Genomic DNA, 16509 nt, shown 5'->3' on the forward strand with positions numbered 1-16509 from the left:
CAGGTCTCTGACAGAGAGTGCGCAAACCCTGGGCTGACAAGAAGGGTCGGTGCCTACAATTGCACCCTTTTGTGTATACAATCAGAGGGCGGATGATCGACGCGCCTTGCCGGCGTTGGTTAGGGCGGTCACGGTGAGATTACTCAAAGGCAAAGAAGGACGGCATGGACGGCGAAGAAGCGACGATCACCAGCGACAGGATCGCCCACGAACTTGCCGACGCGATCCACGAACATCGCATCGCGCCGGGGTCGAAGCTGAACGAGGATGAAGTCGGCGTCATCTTCGGAGTGAGCCGCACCGTGGCGCGGGCCGCACTCCAGTCGCTGTCGCACCAGCGCCTTGTCGATCTGCGCAGAAACCGTGGGGCCTTTGTCGCGCAGCCGTCGGTGCGCGAAGCGCATGAGGTCTTCGAGGCCCGCGCCCTGCTTGAACCCAGAACCGCCAGATCCGCCGCCGAGCGCATGACTGATGACGCAGTGCTTCGCCTCCGCCGTCACCTGGAGGACGAGCACTCGGCGCTCAGGGAAGACCGCCTGGGCCGGGCTCTGCACCTCTCAGGGCTGTTTCACATCGAAATCGCGCGCATCGCCGAGCAGACGACAATCGAGGAGATCATCAAGCAACTGGTCTCACGATCCTCGCTGATCATCGCGCTTTACTGGAGAAGAAAGCTGGCGGTCTGCGAAAGCCACGCACACAACGCCCTGATCTCGGCCTTGGCACAGCATGACGGAGAACTGGCAGAAGAGCTCATGAAAAACCATCTCCTCGATCTTCTCGCATCGCTCGACCTGAGCAACCCGGTAAGAACTCCCGGTCCCCTGAAGGAAGCCCTTCGCCGATGACGGCGCCAGAAATCCGGGTCGCCGGTATCGAAGAGGTGCGCGCCATGCTCGATTGGGCCGAGGCCGAGGGTTGGAATCCCGGTCTCGATGACGCCGAAGCCTTCCTTGCTGCCGACCCAAGCGGATTTTTCCTCGCGCAGGTCGATGGCGCGCCTGTCGCGGCGATCTCGGTCGTCAATCATTCGGACGCCTTCGCCTTCCTTGGCCTTTACATCTGTCGCAAGGATTTTCGTGGCCAAGGCATCGGCTTCGCTCTCTGGAAGCACGCTCTCGAACACGCGGGCTCCCGCACCGTGGGACTGGACGGTGTAGCCGCTCAGGAAGCGAACTACGCAAAATCCGGCTTCGTTCGTTCGGGCGCCACTGTGCGCTACGAGGGATGCATCGAACCTCTCGACGCGGTGACAGTCCGCGATCTGCGACCGACAGACCTGGCGGCCATCCTGACGCTCGATGCCGATGCGAACGGATACTCGCGGACGGCGTTCCTCGCCGCGTGGCTGACACCCACGGACCTCCGGAAAAGCGTCGTCCTGTCCAGTGGTGCTGCTCTGAGAGGCTTCGCCACCATTCGCAGATGCCACGCCGGGGTGAAGATCGGTCCGATTGTCGCGCCGGACCCGGAAGCAGCGTTTGCCCTGATGAGGGCAGTCCTGCTGCGACTTCCATCCACCCGTGTGATCGCGGACGTACCCTCGGGCAACACGGCATTTTCGACGCTTCTCACACGTGAAGGCTTCTCCGAGACCTTTGCCACGGCGCGGATGTATCGCGGACGTGACCCTGTTGAGTCGGATGCACTGAGGGCGATTGCGACAATGGAGCTGGGCTAAGGCGATCACGTCTGCCGGCATAACCGCACTGTTCGCGGCAGTTGACCCCTTAAACCCTGTCAGAGTGAACATTAGCTTCAAATTGATTTCATTCTGCGTCATATAAGAAATCTCGAATATGATAGTCCGGGAGCGGAGCGGTGCAACCGATGACCAGCAAGACGGATGCGACCTGGCTCGACCGCTTTGCCGGGCTCTCACGCCTTGAGCCCCCAATCAAGGAGCTCCTCCTGCGGCGAAGCCAGATCATCGAGGTACCTGCCGACACAGTGATCTTCGGTCCCGGCAAGTCGCCCGAGAACATGCTGTTCCTGCTTGATGGAACGGTGCGTGTGCAGCAGGTGTCGGAATCGGGGCGCGAGATCGTGCTCTATCGCATCAACGCCGGCGAAAGCTGCGTGCTGACGACCGCCTGCCTTCTCGCCTACGACGACTATTCCGCTGAAGGCTATGCCGAGACGGCGGTCCGCGCGGCCGCTGTGCCACGCCAGGTGTTCGACGACCTCGTCGCGCAATCGAAGACCTTCCGGCAGTTTGTCTTCTCGGCCTTTTCCAAGCGCATCACAGACCTGTTCCTCGTTATCGACGAGGTTGCGTTCCAGAGGATGGACGTTCGCCTTGCGCAGAAGCTGATCGAGTTGTCACATGGCGAGGACACCATAGAAACGACGCACCAGAAGCTGTCGGTCGAACTGGGCACCGCGCGCGAGGTGGTGTCGCGCCAGCTTCAGGAATTCCAACGGCGCGGCTGGGTCGAACAATCTCGCGGCACAGTCCGTCTTCTCGACCGGAGCGCGCTGAGCGACCTCGCCGCCTGAACGCGCGTCGAGCGTGACTTAGTCACGGAAGACCGGATCGCGACTCGTTAGAACGACAGGCATCGACAGGACACATGACCATGCAATCGCTTCGACTTCACCAGATGGACCCGGCCCCGTGACAATGGAAACCGCATTCACCCCCCTTCAGTCGCTGAGCGGCGGCGTCCTGATCGGACTGGCCGCCGTCCTCCTGATGGCCGTCATGGGCCGCGTCATGGGGGCGACCGGCATCCTCGCCGGCGTGATGAGCCCTTCGGATCGCTCGGACTTCGCCTGGCGCGCGGCCGCCGTACTGGGGATGGTCAGCGGTCCCGCCGCTGTGTGGGCTATGACGGGCGCCCTGCCCGCCGTGCAAGTCCCGGTTTCGACGCCAATGCTTCTTGTCGGCGGCTTCGTCGTCGGCGTCGGCGTCACGTACGGGTCGGGCTGCACCAGCGGCCACGGCGTCTGCGGCATGGCGCGCTTGTCGCCCCGGTCGATCGCCGCGACCCTGACCTTCATGGTGACGACCTTCGCCACCGTCTTCGTCGTCCGCCATGTCGTGGGAGGCTGAATCATGCGTATCCTGGCAAGCTACCTGATCGGTCTCGTGTTCGGCGTCGGCATCTCGATCTCCGGCATGGCGAACCCGGCGAAGGTCCTGAATTTCTTCGACCTGTTCGGGACCTGGGATCCGAGCCTGGCCTTCGTCATGGGTGGCGCGGTTGTCACGGCCTTCATCGGCTACCGCTACGCTCTGAAGCGTCCCAAGCCCATTCTCGAAGGTCGGTTCCAGCTTCCGACGCGTCGCGACCTCGACCGGCCCCTGATCCTCGGTTCCGCCACCTTCGGTGTGGGCTGGGGCATCGCGGGCTTCTGCCCGGGCGGCGCGATCCCCGCGCTCGGCACCGGGCGCACCGAAGTGGTCCTGTTCATGGCGGCGCTCCTCGCCGGCATCCTGACCGCAAAGACATTGCAACGCCGCCGCGCCTCGCGACTTGCGGCGACCTGACCCTGAGGAGGGAAGACATGACCTACCCTGTCAACATGAGCGTTCATCCCGACGTTTCGGCCCACTTCGACCCGGCGACCAACACGATCAGCTACATCGTGAAGGACCCCTCCAGCGACCATTGCGCCATCGTCGACAGCGTCATGGACATCGACTACGCCGCCGGGCGGATCACCTACGATCATGCCGACAGGCTGATCGACGAGGTGCGGAGTCGCGGTCTGACGCTGGACTGGATCATCGAGACTCACGTCCACGCCGACCACCTGTCCGCCGCGCCCTACATCCAGGAGAAGCTGGGCGGCAAGATCGGCATCGGTTCGAAGATCATGGTCGTGCAGGAGACCTTTGGGAAGATCTTCAACGAAGGCACCGAGTTCCAGCGCGACGGATCGCAGTTCGACGCGCTGCTCGAGGACGGCGACACCTATAGGATCGGCAACATGGAGGCCTTTGCCATCTACACGCCAGGCCACACGCCGGCCTGCATGACGCATGTCATGGGCGACGCTGCCTTCGTGGGCGACACTCTTTTCATGCCGGACGGCGGATCAGCGCGCGCGGACTTTCCGGGCGGAGACGCCGGAACGCTCTACGACTCGATCCAGAAGGTCCTGGCGCTGCCGGACGACATGCGGCTTTTCATGTGCCACGACTACGGCCCGAACGGTCGCGACATCCAATGGGAAACCTCGGTCGGCGACGAGAAGGCGCACAACATCCACGTCGGGAAGGGCGCGACGCGCGAGGAATTCATCAAGTTCCGGACCGAACGCGACGCGACGCTCGACATGCCCAAGCTGATCCTGCCTTCGCTGCAGGTGAACATGCGCGCGGGCGAAGTGCCTCGCGACAAGGACGGGAACCCGATGCTGAAGGTTCCGCTGAGCGGTCTCTGAGTTTCGGTCCCGGGCCTCACTGGCCCGGGACACCACCCCCATCCCGAGGAACCATCATGAGCGACGTCGACCTGAAGCCAGTGACCGCCAAGCTGTCCGTGTCGCCGCAGATCGGCGTCGAGGACCTTCCGGTCCTGAAAGACGCGGGGTTCCGCGCCATCATCTGCAACCGTCCGGACGGCGAGGGCCCGGACCAGCCGACCTTCGACGAGATCGCGTCGGCAGCGCAGAGCCTCGGTCTGGAGGCCCGCTATCTCCCGATCGTCGCCGGCAAGGTTTCCGACGAGGACGCGATCGACTTCGGACGGACCCTCGACGCCCTTCCCGGCCCCGTCCTCGCCTATTGCCGGACCGGGACGCGGTCGATCACGCTCTGGTCGCTCAGCCAGGCCGACCGTCTGTCCGTCGCCGACATCCTCGCAACGACCCAGGCTGCGGGATACGACATGGGCGGCGTGGTGCGCCGTATCGCGAACGGCGGACGCACCCCGACCGACCGGGCCGACGTGTCCTACGATGTCGTCATCGTGGGCGCCGGCGCGGCAGGGATCGCGGTTGCCTCAAGCCTCAAGTCCCGCAAGCCCGACCTCGACGTCGCCATCGTCGACCCAGCCGATATCCACTACTACCAGCCCGGCTGGACCATGGTCGGAGGCGGCATCTTCGACGCCAAGGACACGGTCCGCACCATGGGCTCGCTGATCCCGAAGGGCGTCGCCTGGATCAAGGCCGCTGTCGCGGCGTTCGAGCCGAAGGACAACGCCGTCATCCTGGACGGCTGCCGGGTCATAAAATACGGTCGTCTGATCGTTTGCCCTGGTCTGAAGCTCGATTGGAACAAGATCGAGGGCCTGGTCGACACGCTCGGCAAGAACGGCGTCACGTCGAACTATCGCTACGACCTGGCGCCCTATACCTGGCAGCTTGTGCAGGGCATGACGAAGGGCCGCGCGGTGTTCACCCAGCCTCCGATGCCGATCAAATGTGCGGGCGCGCCTCAAAAGGCGCTGTACCTGTCGGGCGACCACTGGTTCCGCCGCGGCGTTCTCAAGGACATAGACATTCAGTTCATGAACGCCGGCGGGGTCCTCTTCGGTGTGAAGGATTATTTGCCCGCGCTCGAGGAGTACATCCGCAAGTATTCTGCGACGGTCAACTTCTTCCACAACCTCGTCGCCATCGACGGACCGTCGCGGAAGGCGTGGTTCGCCGTCTCGAAACCCGACACGGCCGTGGAGAAGGTCGAGGTGGAGTTCGACATGATTCATGTCGTCCCGCCCCAGACTGCGCCAGACTTCATCCGCGTGTCGCCGCTTGCCGACGCCGCAGGGTGGATTGACGTCGATCAGGCGACGCTGAGGCACAAGACCTACGACAATATCTGGTCGCTGGGTGACGCAATGAACGCGCCCAACGCCAAGACCGCCGCCGCCGCCCGCATTCAGGCACCGATCGTGGCCGAGAACGTTGTCGCCGACATCGCCGGCAAGGCGCCCGTCGCCCAGTACAACGGCTACGGATCCTGTCCCCTCACCGTCGAGCGTGGCAAGATCGTTCTAGCCGAGTTCGGGTATGGCGGCACCATGCTTCCCAGCTTCCCCAAGGCCGTCATCGACGGCACAAAGCCCTCGCGCCTGGCGTGGCTTCTGAAGGAGAAGATCCTGCCGCCGGTCTACTGGCAGGGTATGCTGAAGGGTCGGGAATGGATGGCGAAACCGACACCGCTTCGCACCTCAGCCAAGTGACGGTCGCCGCAAACTCAAAGAAGTCAGGCAAGGGCCGCATGATCGCGCTCAGACGATACCTTCCCATAGCGGACTGGGGACGCAGCTACGACCGTGGGGCGTTCTCGAACGACCTCGTGGCTGCCGTGATCGTGACGATCATGCTGATCCCGCAGTCGCTGGCCTACGCGCTTCTGGCCGGCCTGCCACCCGAGGCCGGTCTTTACGCTTCGATCGCGCCGATCCTTCTCTACGCCGTCTTCGGCACCAGCCGCGCGCTGGCCGTGGGTCCGGTCGCCGTCGTCTCGTTGATGACCGCCGCCGCCTTGGGGCAGATCGCCGAGCAAGGCACGATGGGCTATGCCGCCGCGGCGCTGACGCTGGCCTTCCTGTCGGGCGCGATGCTGCTGGCCATGGGCCTGTTCCGTTTGGGTTTCGTTGCGAACTTCCTGTCGCACCCGGTCATCGCAGGCTTCATCACGGCCTCGGGCATCCTGATCGCCGCAAGTCAGCTGAAGCATATCCTCGGAGTCGCGGCCGAGGGGCACACTCTGCCCATCATGCTGGGTTCGCTCTTCGAACATCTGGGCGAGACGAACCCGATCACCCTTGTCATCGGCATCGCTGCGACGGCCTTCCTGTTCTGGGTGCGCAAGGGCCTGAAGCCCATGTTGAGGAACATGGGCGTCGGACCGAAGGCTGCCGACTTCGTCACCAAGGCCGGTCCGGTCGCCGCCGTCTTCGTGACGACGTTTGCGGTCTGGGCGCTAGGGCTCGAAGAGCGCGGCGTCAGGATCGTGGGCGAGGTGCCGCAAAGTCTGCCGCCGCTCACGCTGCCGCCGATGTCGCTCGACCTGCTCGAAGCCCTCGTCTTGCCGGCCTTCCTCATTTCGATCATCGGCTTCGTCGAATCCATCTCGGTCGCCCAGACACTCGCCGCAAAGAAACGACAGCGCATCGACCCCAATCAGGAGCTGATCGGCCTCGGCGCAGCCAACCTCGGCGCGGCCTTCACCGGCGGCTATCCCGTCACCGGCGGCTTCGCGCGATCCGTCGTCAACTTCGACGCCGGCGCCGAGACCCCTGCGGCCGGCGCATTTACCGCCGTCGGACTGGCCATCGCTGCCGTCGCGCTGACGCCGCTGGTCTATTACCTGCCGCAGGCCACGCTGGCCGCCACGATCATCGTTGCTGTCCTCAGCCTCGTGGACTTCTCGATCCTCAAGCGTGCATGGATCTACTCCAAGTCGGACTTCGCCGCTGTTCTCGCCACCATCCTCCTGACCCTCGTTGCGGGGGTCGAGGTCGGCGTGTCGGCAGGGGTCGGACTGTCGATCCTGCTGCACCTCTACCGCACCTCACGCCCGCATATCGCCGAGGTCGGCCGCGTGCCGGGCACCGAGCATTTCCGCAACATTCACCGCCACAAGGTCGAAACCGATCCGCGTGTCCTGACCCTTCGGGTCGACGAAAGTCTCTACTTCGCCAACGCGCGCTTCCTCGAGGATTTCCTGCACAACCGCATCGCGCGCGACCCGCAGATCAAGCACGTCATCCTGCAATGCACGGCCGTCAACGACGTTGACCTCAGCGCGCTCGAGTCGTTGGAGGAGATCAACCGGCGGCTGGCGGAGATGGGTGTGACCCTGCACCTGTCCGAGGTGAAGGGTCCGGTGATGGACCGCCTGCAGAAGGTGCATTTCCTGCAGGATCTGACCGGGAAGGTTTTCCTGACCCAGTTCGAGGCCGTGAAGGCGATCACCCGGCCTGCGTGACGACCATATCGGCCGGCAGACGATGCGCCGCAATGCGCCGGGCATTCGCCATGTCGTTGCCTTCGGCCCGCGCCTCGGCGGCGTCAGGATCAAGGCCGTGGTCCAGCCATCGTTGCACCAACCGCCGCTTCAGCACCGCCTCGGGGACATCGATCCAAATCGATACGTCCCAGTGCGAGGCCAAGTCGCGCCATCCGGGTTCGTCCAGCAGCAGATAGTTGCCCTCGATCACCACGACCCTGTCGTTTGGTGACACACGCGCCGCTCCCGGCACGGTGCAATCGCGCGTTCGGTCGAAGACCGGCACCGGCACCACGTCCTCCTGGGGCAGTCGCGCGATGAGGTCCGCGAAGCCTGCCAGGTCGAAGGTCTCGGGCGCACCCTTGCGGTGGAGCAGTCCCATCTCGACTAACCTGGGGTTCTCGAGGTGAAAGCCGTCCATCGGCACAAGCGTTGCGGGACATCCGCGTGCCCGCAGGTCAGACACAAGCGTCTCGGCCAGGGTAGACTTGCCAGAGGCGGGTGGGCCAGCAAGAGCCACAAGCCGCCGACGGTGTTCCCAGTCCAGCGCAGAAATCCTGTCCAGGATCACGCTGTCAGCTTCGATCATCGGTGTCTCCCGTTTCATTGCGCACCCTGGGTCTCAACCCCCTTGATGCCAAGCGGGAGGCTGGTGCATCAAGCCCCAGACCTTCAGGAGACAGCGCGTGGCCAACCATCTTCACAAGAACGATCTGCCGGATGGCCTCGACCTCGGGCGTTCGGTCGCCATCGACTGCGAGACGATGGGGCTAAATCCGCACCGCGACCGGCTGTGCCTCGTCCAACTGTCGTCCGGTGACGGCAACGCGCACCTCGTGCAGATCGACCGGGGGCAGACTTCGGCTCCAAACCTGGAACGGCTGTTGCGCGACCCGGATGTCCTCAAGCTGTTTCATTTCGGCCGCTTCGACATTGCGGTGATGTATCATGCCTTCGGCGCGTTGGCGGCGCCGGTCTACTGCACCAAGATCGCGTCCAAGCTGATCCGGACCTACACCGACCGTCACGGGCTGAAGAACCTGCTGGAAGAGCTTCTGAACATCGACATCTCGAAGCTCCAGCAGATGAGCGATTGGGGCGCCGCAACGCTGACCGACGGACAGCTTGCCTATGCAGCTTCCGATGTTCTCTACCTCCACCGCCTCAAGGAGAAGCTCGACGCGCGTCTCGACCGCGAAGGCCGCACCGACCTTGCGCAAGCCGCCTTCGACTTCCTTCCCACCCGCGCCCGGCTGGATCTCGCCGGCTGGCCGGAAGACGACATCTTCGCGCACTGAGCGAAACCGCCTATATGGACCCGCATGGATGCCGCCGACAGATACTCCCGCCTCGTTCACTGGCTGAAGATCGCGCTGCCTCTGGCGGCCCTGGCGATCCTGTCGACGCTATTCTTCGTTGCCGAGACCCTGAACCCCGAAGCCGCCATTCCTTATGCCGAAGTCGACGTCGACCGCATCCTGCGTGAGCAGGGGGTGACGCGGCCCTCTTTCGGCGGTGTCACCGCAGGCGGAATCGCCATCGCGGTCACTGCAGATTCCGTGCGACCTTCGCCCGACGCGCCGCAGACGATGGACGGCACGACGCTGAACGCCACACTCGACTTGCCGTCCGGCGGCCACATCGAGATCACCAGCCCCTCGGGCCGGGTCGATGGCACGACCCAGACGGCGGCGCTGTCAGGCGGGGCGCGGCTGGAAAGCTCGACCGGCTACACCGTGACGACCGACCGCATCACCGCTTCGGTCATCGACGGAAGCGTCGTTTCCGAGGGTGGCGTGTCCGCCACCGGCCCAGCAGGACACATCGAGGCCGGCAGGATGGAACTCAGGCGCAGCGAGGACGGTACCTATCGCCTTGTCTTCGGCGACGGCGTCCGGTTGATATATCGGCCAACTCCGTGAAGGATGCTTCCGTGAACCAACGTCTTCTCCCTCTCGTCCTGTGTCTCGTCGCGGGGACCGCCTTCGCGCAGGGTGCCGACATCGCGCTCGGCACGCAAACCTTCGACCGTACACAGCCGGTGGAGGTGACGGCCGACGAGCTTTCCATCGACCAGGCAAGCGGCCAGGCCGTCTTCGACGGTAATGTCCTTGTCGTTCAGGGCGAGGTCAGGCTGTCGGCCGGCAAGGTGACGGTCGAGTATTCCACCGAGGGTACAGCGCCGAACGGCGTGTCCCGTCTCATCGCCTCCGACGGCGTCACCTTCGTCACGCCCGCCGAAGCGATCGAGGCGCGGGAGGCAACCTATTCTGTCGCCGATGGAACGGTTCGACTGTCGGGCGACGTCATCCTGACCCAGGGTCAGAATGCGATCGCGGGCGAAACGCTGACCCTGGACCTCAACGCCGGCTCCGGGCGGATGGAGGGTCGTGTCCGCACGGTCTTCACGCCGGGGGGAAACTGATGCCCGCACCGGCACTTACCGTCTCGGACGGCGATCAGGGCCTGAAGGTCCGGAACCTTCGAAAGTCCTACAAGCGACGGCCCGTCATCCGGGACGTCAGCCTCGATTTGCACCGGGGCGAGGTAGTGGCGCTGCTGGGACCGAACGGCTCGGGCAAGACGACCTGCTTCTATTCCATCGCCGGCCTCGTCATGCCGGACGGCGGACAGGTCACCATCGACGGCCGCGACGTGACAACTTTCCCGATGTACCGCCGCGCACAGCTGGGAATCGGCTACCTGCCGCAGGAGCGCTCGATCTTCCAGGGCTTGAATGTCGAGGACAATATCCTCGCAATTCTCGAGATTGTTGAGAAAGACAGGACAAAGCGGCGCGAGCGGCTAGAGGAACTTCTGAACGACTTCTCCATCGCCCACCTCCGACGCACGCCCTCGGTCGCCCTTTCGGGCGGTGAGCGCCGCAGATGCGAGATCGCGCGCAGCCTTGCGGCGAATCCGAAGTACCTGTTGCTCGACGAACCATTCCCCGGCATCGACCCGATCGCCGTCGGCGACATCCGCGACCTGGTGTTCGAACTGAAGGATCGCGGCATTGGCGTCCTGATCACCGATCACAACGTCCGAGAGACGCTCGAGATCGTGGATAGAGCTTATATCCTTCACGACGGCGCAGTCCTGATGAGCGGAACCGCAGACGAGGTGGTGAAGGACGAGAAGGTTCGTCGGGTCTACCTCGGCCAGAGCTTCAGGATTTCCTGACAACCGGAACCTAAGGATTTGTTGACAGTTACGGGCGCTTTGTCGCCAAATGAGGGGAATGAACCACGCCGTCCTTGACCTGGGTCGTGTCACGAACACTGCAGCGCAAACCCGCTGCGAGGACGGTCGGCTTTCGTGACGTATGACAGTCCCGGTCCGCACTTCCGCGGGCCGTAACGGATGGGAGACGCAGATGCAGTACCAGATCACCGGCAAGCAGATCGACATTGGCGAGGCACTTCAGACCCATGTCAAAACCTGTATCGACGAGGTGGTCGGCAAGTACGCAGGACGTCCGACGGACGCAGGCATCGTCTTTTCGAAGAGCGGTCACGAGTACGTCTGCGAAGCGGTCATTCATCTCTCGACGGGCCTGACGGCTCAGGCCAAGGGGCATGATCACGAAATCTACGCCGCCTTCGACAAGTGCTGTGCAAAGATGGAAAAGCAGCTTCGACGCTACAAGCGTCGGCTGAAAGATCATCACAGGGAGCGGCCGGTTGAATCCTTCGGCGTGTCCTCTTATATCCTCGCCTCGTCGGAAGACGGGGGTGACGCGGAACCTGAAACGCTCCAGCCCATGATCATCGCCGAAATGCAGACAAAGATTCCCTCTTTGTCTGTCGGCGAAGCGGTCATGCAGATGGAGCTTGCGGGGGCGCCGGTCCTGATCTTTCAAAACGAAAAGCAGGGGTCCGGCGTGAATGTGGTTTATCGCCGGGAAGACGGTAACATTGGCTGGATCGATCCGAACTAGGGGATAGCTCGGGTACGGCGCCACTTGTCGGCGGGACGCGATAAGTTCATGGACATAGCGACCATTCTAAGGACGGAGGCCGTCAAGACGGTCTCCGCCATCAGCAGCAAGAAGCGTCTGTTCCACGAACTTGGCGACCTTGCCGCTCAGGTGTACGGACTGAAGTCCGCCGAGGTCGCAACGGCCTTGCAGGAGCGTGAGAGCCTGGGCCCCACGGGTGTCGGCGGCGGAATCGCGCTGCCTCACGCGCGTCTCGACGGTCTTCCGCAGGTTCACGGCCTCTTCATTCGGGTGGAAAAGCCACTCGACTTCGAATCCGTGGATCGCCAGCCCGTCGATCTGGTTTTCGCCCTCCTTGCGCCACAGGACGCGGGTGTCGAACATCTGAAGGCGCTCGCCGTCGTGTCGCGGACGATGCGCGACCCGGCCCTGTGCGCAAAGCTGCGAGCGAACTCCGACCCGCAGACTCTGCACACGCTCTTGACTGCCCAGCCCCGCGTTCAGGCCGCCTGACCCTCGGGCGTCCAGTCCGTGAAGCCGAACATCACGTAGTCACGCCTGTACGCCGCTTCGCAGGCCTCTCCGATCTGGCGCGTCACTACGTCCGACAAGCCGTGGACGTCTTGAACCAGAAATGAGCCCGCCACAGCCGGCATGGCAACGCCCACATCCCGGCAGAGATCGGACAGGGCTGCGTCGAGGTGGCTTTCGCGGACCACCCGGTCGGGCATCTGGAACTGTCCGATCGCGAACAGGAGCGTCGCCTGACTGGCCCAGGAGTTGTCGACTCGAACGGCCGTCTGTCCGCCCAGATTTCCCGCAAGGAACTTGAGGAACTTCAAGAAAGCTGCCCTGTGACGGTCCAGGGTCCAATCGGAGTCCGGCCAGCTGGACGGGAGAGGCACTCCATAATGTTCCACCAAGGCCGCTCGGATGTCGGCGTGCGTGTCGGCATCCGTAGGAAGAACGAAGCGGCAGAAGGCGTCGTGCGCTCGCGGCAGCGGATGACGCAGGACGGTGAAGGACCGATGTCCCGGATGCTGCCGCTTCCAGCGCCGCATGTCCTTCTGAGACATCCCCGTTTCTGTTTCTCCGTCCGGATCGACCTGGGACAGCCAATCGGGAATCGGGTCGAAACCGGCTCCCCGGATCGGCATGTAAAGAAGCGGCGTCGTCTTGCACACGCGGAAGAAACGAAGGCCTGGTCCCCTCTCGGGTTCGTGGATCGGCACCCGCCCCAGGTCGGGCATGAGCATTGTCTGCAACGCCTCTTCGGCGACGGTCGGGTTTGTCAGCCGCGCGGCGACAGGCGTTGGGTTCTGGACCTTCGCACGCACCTTGGCCGGATCGGGCGGGCCTTCCGCGCCGATGAAAGTCCCGAGTCCAGCCAGCACGTCGTCGTCCGACAAATCCTCGTAACCGATATGGAAAGCTGTCTGCCCGGTTACCTGCAGCGCGCGGGCGACACGAGACTGAAAGGCCGACAGTTCTTCGACGAACTCCACGTATTCCTCTGCGTCGAAGGGCACCTTGGCCGCGCGCGCCGTCGTCATGTCGCCCAGCCACCACTGTCCCGTCTTGCGCGCGATCTTGAGCGAGACATAGCTGTCGATCGGGCGCCGGGTGAGCACGATCTTCGCCGCCTTGGGGTCCTGAAGGACAAGGTCGATCGCCCGCGGATCGTGATCGTAAAACAGGCGAAAGCCCGGCAGGCCGCCTGCCGCCGTGCGCATTGCCGCAATGACGCGCAACGGATCTCTGTCCCGCGCGGTCATCGACAGGCCCCACATCGACGTCACTTCCGGCTTTCCGAAAAAGTGAGGATTGAACAGCTCTCCAAACGATTCGACGCCCGGCATGGCCGCGAGCTGCTCTTCCAGAAGATTCGATCCGGTGCGCATTCCCGCCAGCACCACGAAATAGTCGAAGCGTCGGGTCATCCGGCCTCCAGTCGGTCACTCGTCACGGGAACCTGTGCGACCTGCAGGCGCGATCCGGTTTCTCCGGCAAGGTGCGGGTTCATCCCGGCGTTGCGCAGGGCCTGAAGGAAATCGGCCAACCCCTCGACCGGTTGCAGGGCCGGCAAGCCCGTCAGCATGTGGTGTTCTGCACCTGAAAGGCTGTCGACGATCTCCTGCATCGGGTCCATCGGGCGTTCGAGGAACTCGGCCAGAGACCAGACCCGCGTTCGCGCCCTCGATCGACGTTCGTGCAACCGGGCCAGAAACGCCGCCTCGATCTTCTGAAGTCGCGCCGCCGCCCCACGCACCTCCGGGATCGGAAGTCCGGACCGAAGGAGAGGCAGCGCCCAGGCTCCGCTGACGACCGAAATCGTGGCGTTTCGATCGCGGGCGAGAAATGAGCCGATCCCCTGAGCGTCGCGGGGAGAGAACAGGAACGACTGGTGTTCGCCGCGCGTGTTCCAGACCAGGTTGCGCAGGAATGCCTCCGGGTCATGGTCCCGGACCGCTGCCTTATCGCAAAGCGCACCGGCGAACCCGGTCTGACCTCCGAAGAATTCCACACGTCCCTTGCCGAACAGATGTCCATGAACGCGGCTGCCTGTCGTCTGACCGATCCACGCTGCGAAATCCTTGAAGATATCGTCGAAGCCGTGAAAGACGGCATAGGGCGCTGCCGTCAGCCCGTTCTCGTAGCCTTCGCCGGGAAAGCGGCTCGCCATGACCAGCCCAGGCCGCCCGCGCGTCCGCCTCGTCACCGCCTGCGCGAAGGTCCGGTCGATCTGGCCCGCCGTCTCTCGCGGCGGAAGGTCGGGCCGGCCCATTTCGAGGAAGGCGCGGTAAAGTCTGTTGGCTCCGGGCCAGATCTTGCGCGCAAAGTATGCCGGGCTTTGGCGGAGAAGAAGGAGGTGGTCATCGTAGAAGACGTGTGGCTTCCCCTGGAAATCGAACTTCGACAGCGTCAGCGACCGGCTTTCGACTGTCGTGCCATAGTACCGGACCAGAGACTGAAAGTAGCTTTCGTCGGGAATCCATACCCGCCGGAAGTACCGGTCAAGGACGGGACGATCGGGATCGCTCAAGATCCGTTCCAGCGTCGCGCGGGTCAGGCACCACCATTGAGAACCCATATGCGGCTCTATTCCAGGGGGAATGCGTCTTTTCCGGCCTACGAGGCGCTGTAGTTCGACCCAGGCGTCGAACAGGCGCTGGTGCCTTTTCCAGGCGAAAGGAAAGCTGAGGGTGAAGCGTTCCTCGCTCAAGCCACCCTTGGTCCAAGGGACGTCCCCTATGGTCACGCTTTCAATGAAATCGGTTTTCGGATGCCGCGCCAGGAAGTCCGTCAACTGGTCGATCTGCTTGATCGGAAGGCAAGCGCCCGAAATCAGCGCCACGTGACCGATGTTCGGAGCCGTTGCCAGAAGTTGCTCCGTGGCGTTCCGGCTTGCGGACACCAGTGACCACGTCCCCCAATCGCAGACCTGCCTGGACGCGAAGGCGACGTTGTCCCTGTCGCCGACGGATTGGACGAAAGCCTCGTACCGCCGGACGGGGACGCGGCGGTCTACATGGATAACCACCGGGCAACCCGCGTCCGAGATAACTCGCGCTACCTGCGCGGCCCTGTGAAGCGCCTCGTGCGCCAGCATGACGAAGCCGACGCTCAAGCCCAGTTTCCCTTGGACATGAGGCCAAGCTGTTCAAGCTGCCGCCAGTTGATGTATCGCTCGGACCATTCGCACCAGAGACCGTTCTCGCCCTGCGTCTTCAGGTGATAGGCGTCGTATTCCCGGCCTCTGGCGAAGTGCTCCCGCCGGTGCGTTTCTTCGGCGGCCTTCGCGTCGAAATCGTTCAGAAACTTCGCGTGAAGCAGACAGCCCGACAGCTTTTCGCCGCCCGCCTCATCATAGACCTGGTTCAGTCCCCGCGGCAGCAGCATGTGGGTCGACGACACATAGGCGAAGCGGCGGTCCCACCTGACAAGCGGTATCTTGTTGAGCGACGGGGCGGCTTCGGGAGCCCCCTCGAAGAAGACGCGCGCCCGAGGTCCTCCCTGAATCCATAGGTTCCCGTACTTGGGATTCTTGCTGAACTGGTAGTTGCCGGCATCGAACCAGGCGGCAATCCTGAACGGATCGTCGCCGGGCTCATAGGGGTGTTCCGACGGTTGACCCTTAGGGTACATGTCCAGAAGCAAGGTTCCGAAAGACCTGATGCCAGACTGATCCAGCCAGTCGCACAACGCCGCGACGGGGCGACTGTCGCAAAAGGGATAAATCAGAAACTCGTCCGGATCGACCGTAAGCGTCCATCGCCCGTGTCCATGCCTGAAGCGAAGCCAGTTCAGCCAGTCGGTCCCGAACCGGCTTTTCCTATAGCTCGCCTCGGTGCGCCAGATCGAGACGTCAGGTTCAGATGAAAGCAGATCGATTCCGCCATCGTCAGAGCCGTTGTCGACGACGAAGAAATGTCCGATCCCGAGGCGACGGTAGTACGACAGAAAATACGGCAGACGCGGCTTTTCGTTCCGGATCGTCACGAAAGCCAGGACGGCGCCATTCGGAACGGATGACGTGCGGTCGGCGACGACTTCCAGCTCACGCCGTTTGCGGATGGCCCGGACCTGCCAGCGGCGTCGTTCGACCCGCAACCGGTATGCCGAGATCGCGCCCAGAGCCCCACTCCCCCAAGACCAC

At 63.5% G+C, this 16509-nt stretch carries 18 protein-coding genes; 14 read left to right on the plus strand and 4 right to left on the minus strand.

What is annotated here, in order from left to right:
* Positions 1 to 164: 164 nt before the first annotated feature.
* The 8 genes from EF888_RS20845 (at position 165) to EF888_RS20880 (ending at position 7891) form a co-directional block, all read left to right on the plus strand.
* Complete coding sequence (locus EF888_RS20845) at positions 165 to 848, plus strand: GntR family transcriptional regulator (protein WP_109759131.1); 684 nt, start codon at positions 165 to 167, stop codon at positions 846 to 848.
* Complete coding sequence (locus EF888_RS20850) at positions 845 to 1681, plus strand: GNAT family N-acetyltransferase (protein WP_109759132.1); 837 nt, start codon at positions 845 to 847, stop codon at positions 1679 to 1681. Before EF888_RS20845 ends, EF888_RS20850 begins: the two co-directional genes overlap by 4 nt.
* Positions 1682 to 1830: 149 nt before the next feature.
* Positions 1831 to 2499 carry a Crp/Fnr family transcriptional regulator gene (locus tag EF888_RS20855; RefSeq protein ID WP_109759133.1) on the plus strand — a complete coding sequence of 223 codons (669 nt, stop codon included), beginning with the start codon at positions 1831 to 1833 and terminating at the stop codon, positions 2497 to 2499.
* 124 nt (positions 2500 to 2623) lie between these two features.
* Entirely contained in the window at positions 2624 to 3055 is a 432-nt protein-coding gene (locus EF888_RS20860; protein ID WP_109759134.1) for a YeeE/YedE family protein, read from the plus strand.
* Positions 3056 to 3058: 3 nt separating this feature from the next.
* Entirely contained in the window at positions 3059 to 3493 is a 435-nt protein-coding gene (locus tag EF888_RS20865) for a DUF6691 family protein (protein ID WP_109759135.1), read from the plus strand.
* A gap of 17 nt (positions 3494 to 3510) precedes the next feature.
* Positions 3511 to 4392, plus strand: coding sequence for an MBL fold metallo-hydrolase (locus EF888_RS20870; RefSeq protein WP_109759136.1), 882 nt, complete (start codon positions 3511 to 3513; stop codon positions 4390 to 4392).
* A gap of 56 nt (positions 4393 to 4448) precedes the next feature.
* Entirely contained in the window at positions 4449 to 6137 is a 1689-nt protein-coding gene (locus EF888_RS20875; protein WP_109759137.1) for a bifunctional protein tyrosine phosphatase family protein/NAD(P)/FAD-dependent oxidoreductase, read from the plus strand.
* Between the two features lie 38 nt (positions 6138 to 6175).
* Positions 6176 to 7891, plus strand: a complete 1716-nt coding sequence (locus tag EF888_RS20880) for a SulP family inorganic anion transporter (protein WP_109759367.1) — start codon at positions 6176 to 6178, stop codon at positions 7889 to 7891.
* On the opposite strand, the gene EF888_RS20885 is transcribed toward EF888_RS20880, so the two are convergent.
* Positions 7875 to 8501 (minus strand): nucleoside triphosphate hydrolase, encoded by a 627-nt coding sequence (locus EF888_RS20885; RefSeq protein ID WP_109759138.1) that lies wholly within the window; start codon positions 8499 to 8501, stop codon positions 7875 to 7877. The genes EF888_RS20880 and EF888_RS20885 overlap by 17 nt on opposite strands.
* A 97-nt stretch (positions 8502 to 8598) precedes the next feature.
* Between EF888_RS20885 and EF888_RS20890 the strand changes: the two genes are divergently transcribed.
* The 6 genes from EF888_RS20890 to EF888_RS20915 all read left to right on the plus strand — a co-directional run bounded on the left by EF888_RS20890 (position 8599) and on the right by EF888_RS20915 (position 12365).
* On the plus strand, positions 8599 to 9210 hold the full coding sequence (locus tag EF888_RS20890; protein ID WP_109759139.1) for a ribonuclease D: 612 nt from the start codon (positions 8599 to 8601) through the stop codon (positions 9208 to 9210).
* Positions 9211 to 9234: 24 nt separating this feature from the next.
* Positions 9235 to 9834 carry an LPS export ABC transporter periplasmic protein LptC gene (lptC, locus tag EF888_RS20895; RefSeq protein ID WP_109759140.1) on the plus strand — a complete coding sequence of 200 codons (600 nt, stop codon included), beginning with the start codon at positions 9235 to 9237 and terminating at the stop codon, positions 9832 to 9834.
* Between the two features lie 11 nt (positions 9835 to 9845).
* Positions 9846 to 10337 (plus strand): lipopolysaccharide transport periplasmic protein LptA, encoded by a 492-nt coding sequence (lptA, locus tag EF888_RS20900; RefSeq protein ID WP_109759141.1) that lies wholly within the window; start codon positions 9846 to 9848, stop codon positions 10335 to 10337.
* Positions 10337 to 11095 carry an LPS export ABC transporter ATP-binding protein gene (gene lptB, locus EF888_RS20905; protein WP_109759142.1) on the plus strand — a complete coding sequence of 253 codons (759 nt, stop codon included), beginning with the start codon at positions 10337 to 10339 and terminating at the stop codon, positions 11093 to 11095. Before lptA ends, lptB begins: the two co-directional genes overlap by 1 nt.
* Before the next feature lie 193 nt (positions 11096 to 11288).
* On the plus strand, positions 11289 to 11852 hold the full coding sequence (gene hpf / locus EF888_RS20910; RefSeq protein WP_109759143.1) for a ribosome hibernation-promoting factor, HPF/YfiA family: 564 nt from the start codon (positions 11289 to 11291) through the stop codon (positions 11850 to 11852).
* A gap of 48 nt (positions 11853 to 11900) precedes the next feature.
* Positions 11901 to 12365, plus strand: a complete 465-nt coding sequence (locus tag EF888_RS20915; RefSeq protein ID WP_109759144.1) for a PTS sugar transporter subunit IIA — start codon at positions 11901 to 11903, stop codon at positions 12363 to 12365.
* Here EF888_RS20915 and EF888_RS20920 read toward each other — a convergent pair.
* Genes EF888_RS20920 through EF888_RS20930 form a run of 3 tightly spaced genes read right to left on the minus strand, consistent with a single transcriptional unit; the run spans position 12353 to position 16487 of the window.
* The gene (locus EF888_RS20920; RefSeq protein ID WP_109759145.1) at positions 12353 to 13792 is read right to left on the minus strand and encodes a nodulation protein NodH; all 1440 of its coding nucleotides are present in this window, start codon (positions 13790 to 13792) and stop codon (positions 12353 to 12355) included. The two genes, EF888_RS20915 and EF888_RS20920, sit on opposite strands and share 13 nt — an antisense overlap.
* Positions 13789 to 15480, minus strand: a complete 1692-nt coding sequence (locus EF888_RS20925; protein WP_109759146.1) for a DUF5927 domain-containing protein — start codon at positions 15478 to 15480, stop codon at positions 13789 to 13791. The genes EF888_RS20920 and EF888_RS20925 overlap by 4 nt, the downstream gene beginning before the upstream one ends.
* Positions 15477 to 16487 (minus strand): glycosyltransferase family 2 protein, encoded by a 1011-nt coding sequence (locus tag EF888_RS20930; RefSeq protein ID WP_109759147.1) that lies wholly within the window; start codon positions 16485 to 16487, stop codon positions 15477 to 15479. The genes EF888_RS20925 and EF888_RS20930 overlap by 4 nt, the downstream gene beginning before the upstream one ends.
* Between the last annotated feature and the right edge of the window lie 22 nt (positions 16488 to 16509).

Origin of the sequence: Silicimonas algicola, from assembly GCF_003970735.1 — a bacterium.
In the GTDB taxonomy this organism is placed as follows: domain Bacteria; phylum Pseudomonadota; class Alphaproteobacteria; order Rhodobacterales; family Rhodobacteraceae; genus Silicimonas; species Silicimonas algicola.

Excerpts from the sequence above, each read along its gene's own strand:
- EF888_RS20870 (WP_109759136.1), top strand. The coding sequence starts at position 3,511 with ATGACCTACCCTGTCAACATGAGCGTTCATCCCGACGTTTCGGCCCAC.
- EF888_RS20845 (WP_109759131.1), top strand. The coding sequence starts at position 165 with ATGGACGGCGAAGAAGCGACGATCACCAGCGACAGGATCGCCCACGAA.
- EF888_RS20885 (WP_109759138.1), bottom strand. The coding sequence starts at position 8,501 with ATGATCGAAGCTGACAGCGTGATCCTGGACAGGATTTCTGCGCTGGAC.
- EF888_RS20915 (WP_109759144.1), top strand. The coding sequence starts at position 11,901 with ATGGACATAGCGACCATTCTAAGGACGGAGGCCGTCAAGACGGTCTCC.
- EF888_RS20860 (WP_109759134.1), top strand. The coding sequence starts at position 2,624 with ATGGAAACCGCATTCACCCCCCTTCAGTCGCTGAGCGGCGGCGTCCTG.
- EF888_RS20850 (WP_109759132.1), top strand. The coding sequence starts at position 845 with ATGACGGCGCCAGAAATCCGGGTCGCCGGTATCGAAGAGGTGCGCGCC.
- EF888_RS20875 (WP_109759137.1), top strand. The coding sequence starts at position 4,449 with ATGAGCGACGTCGACCTGAAGCCAGTGACCGCCAAGCTGTCCGTGTCG.
- hpf (WP_109759143.1), top strand. The coding sequence starts at position 11,289 with ATGCAGTACCAGATCACCGGCAAGCAGATCGACATTGGCGAGGCACTT.
- lptB (WP_109759142.1), top strand. The coding sequence starts at position 10,337 with ATGCCCGCACCGGCACTTACCGTCTCGGACGGCGATCAGGGCCTGAAG.
- EF888_RS20855 (WP_109759133.1), top strand. The coding sequence starts at position 1,831 with ATGACCAGCAAGACGGATGCGACCTGGCTCGACCGCTTTGCCGGGCTC.
- EF888_RS20920 (WP_109759145.1), bottom strand. The coding sequence starts at position 13,792 with ATGACCCGACGCTTCGACTATTTCGTGGTGCTGGCGGGAATGCGCACC.
- EF888_RS20880 (WP_109759367.1), top strand. The coding sequence starts at position 6,176 with ATGATCGCGCTCAGACGATACCTTCCCATAGCGGACTGGGGACGCAGC.
- lptC (WP_109759140.1), top strand. The coding sequence starts at position 9,235 with ATGGATGCCGCCGACAGATACTCCCGCCTCGTTCACTGGCTGAAGATC.
- EF888_RS20865 (WP_109759135.1), top strand. The coding sequence starts at position 3,059 with ATGCGTATCCTGGCAAGCTACCTGATCGGTCTCGTGTTCGGCGTCGGC.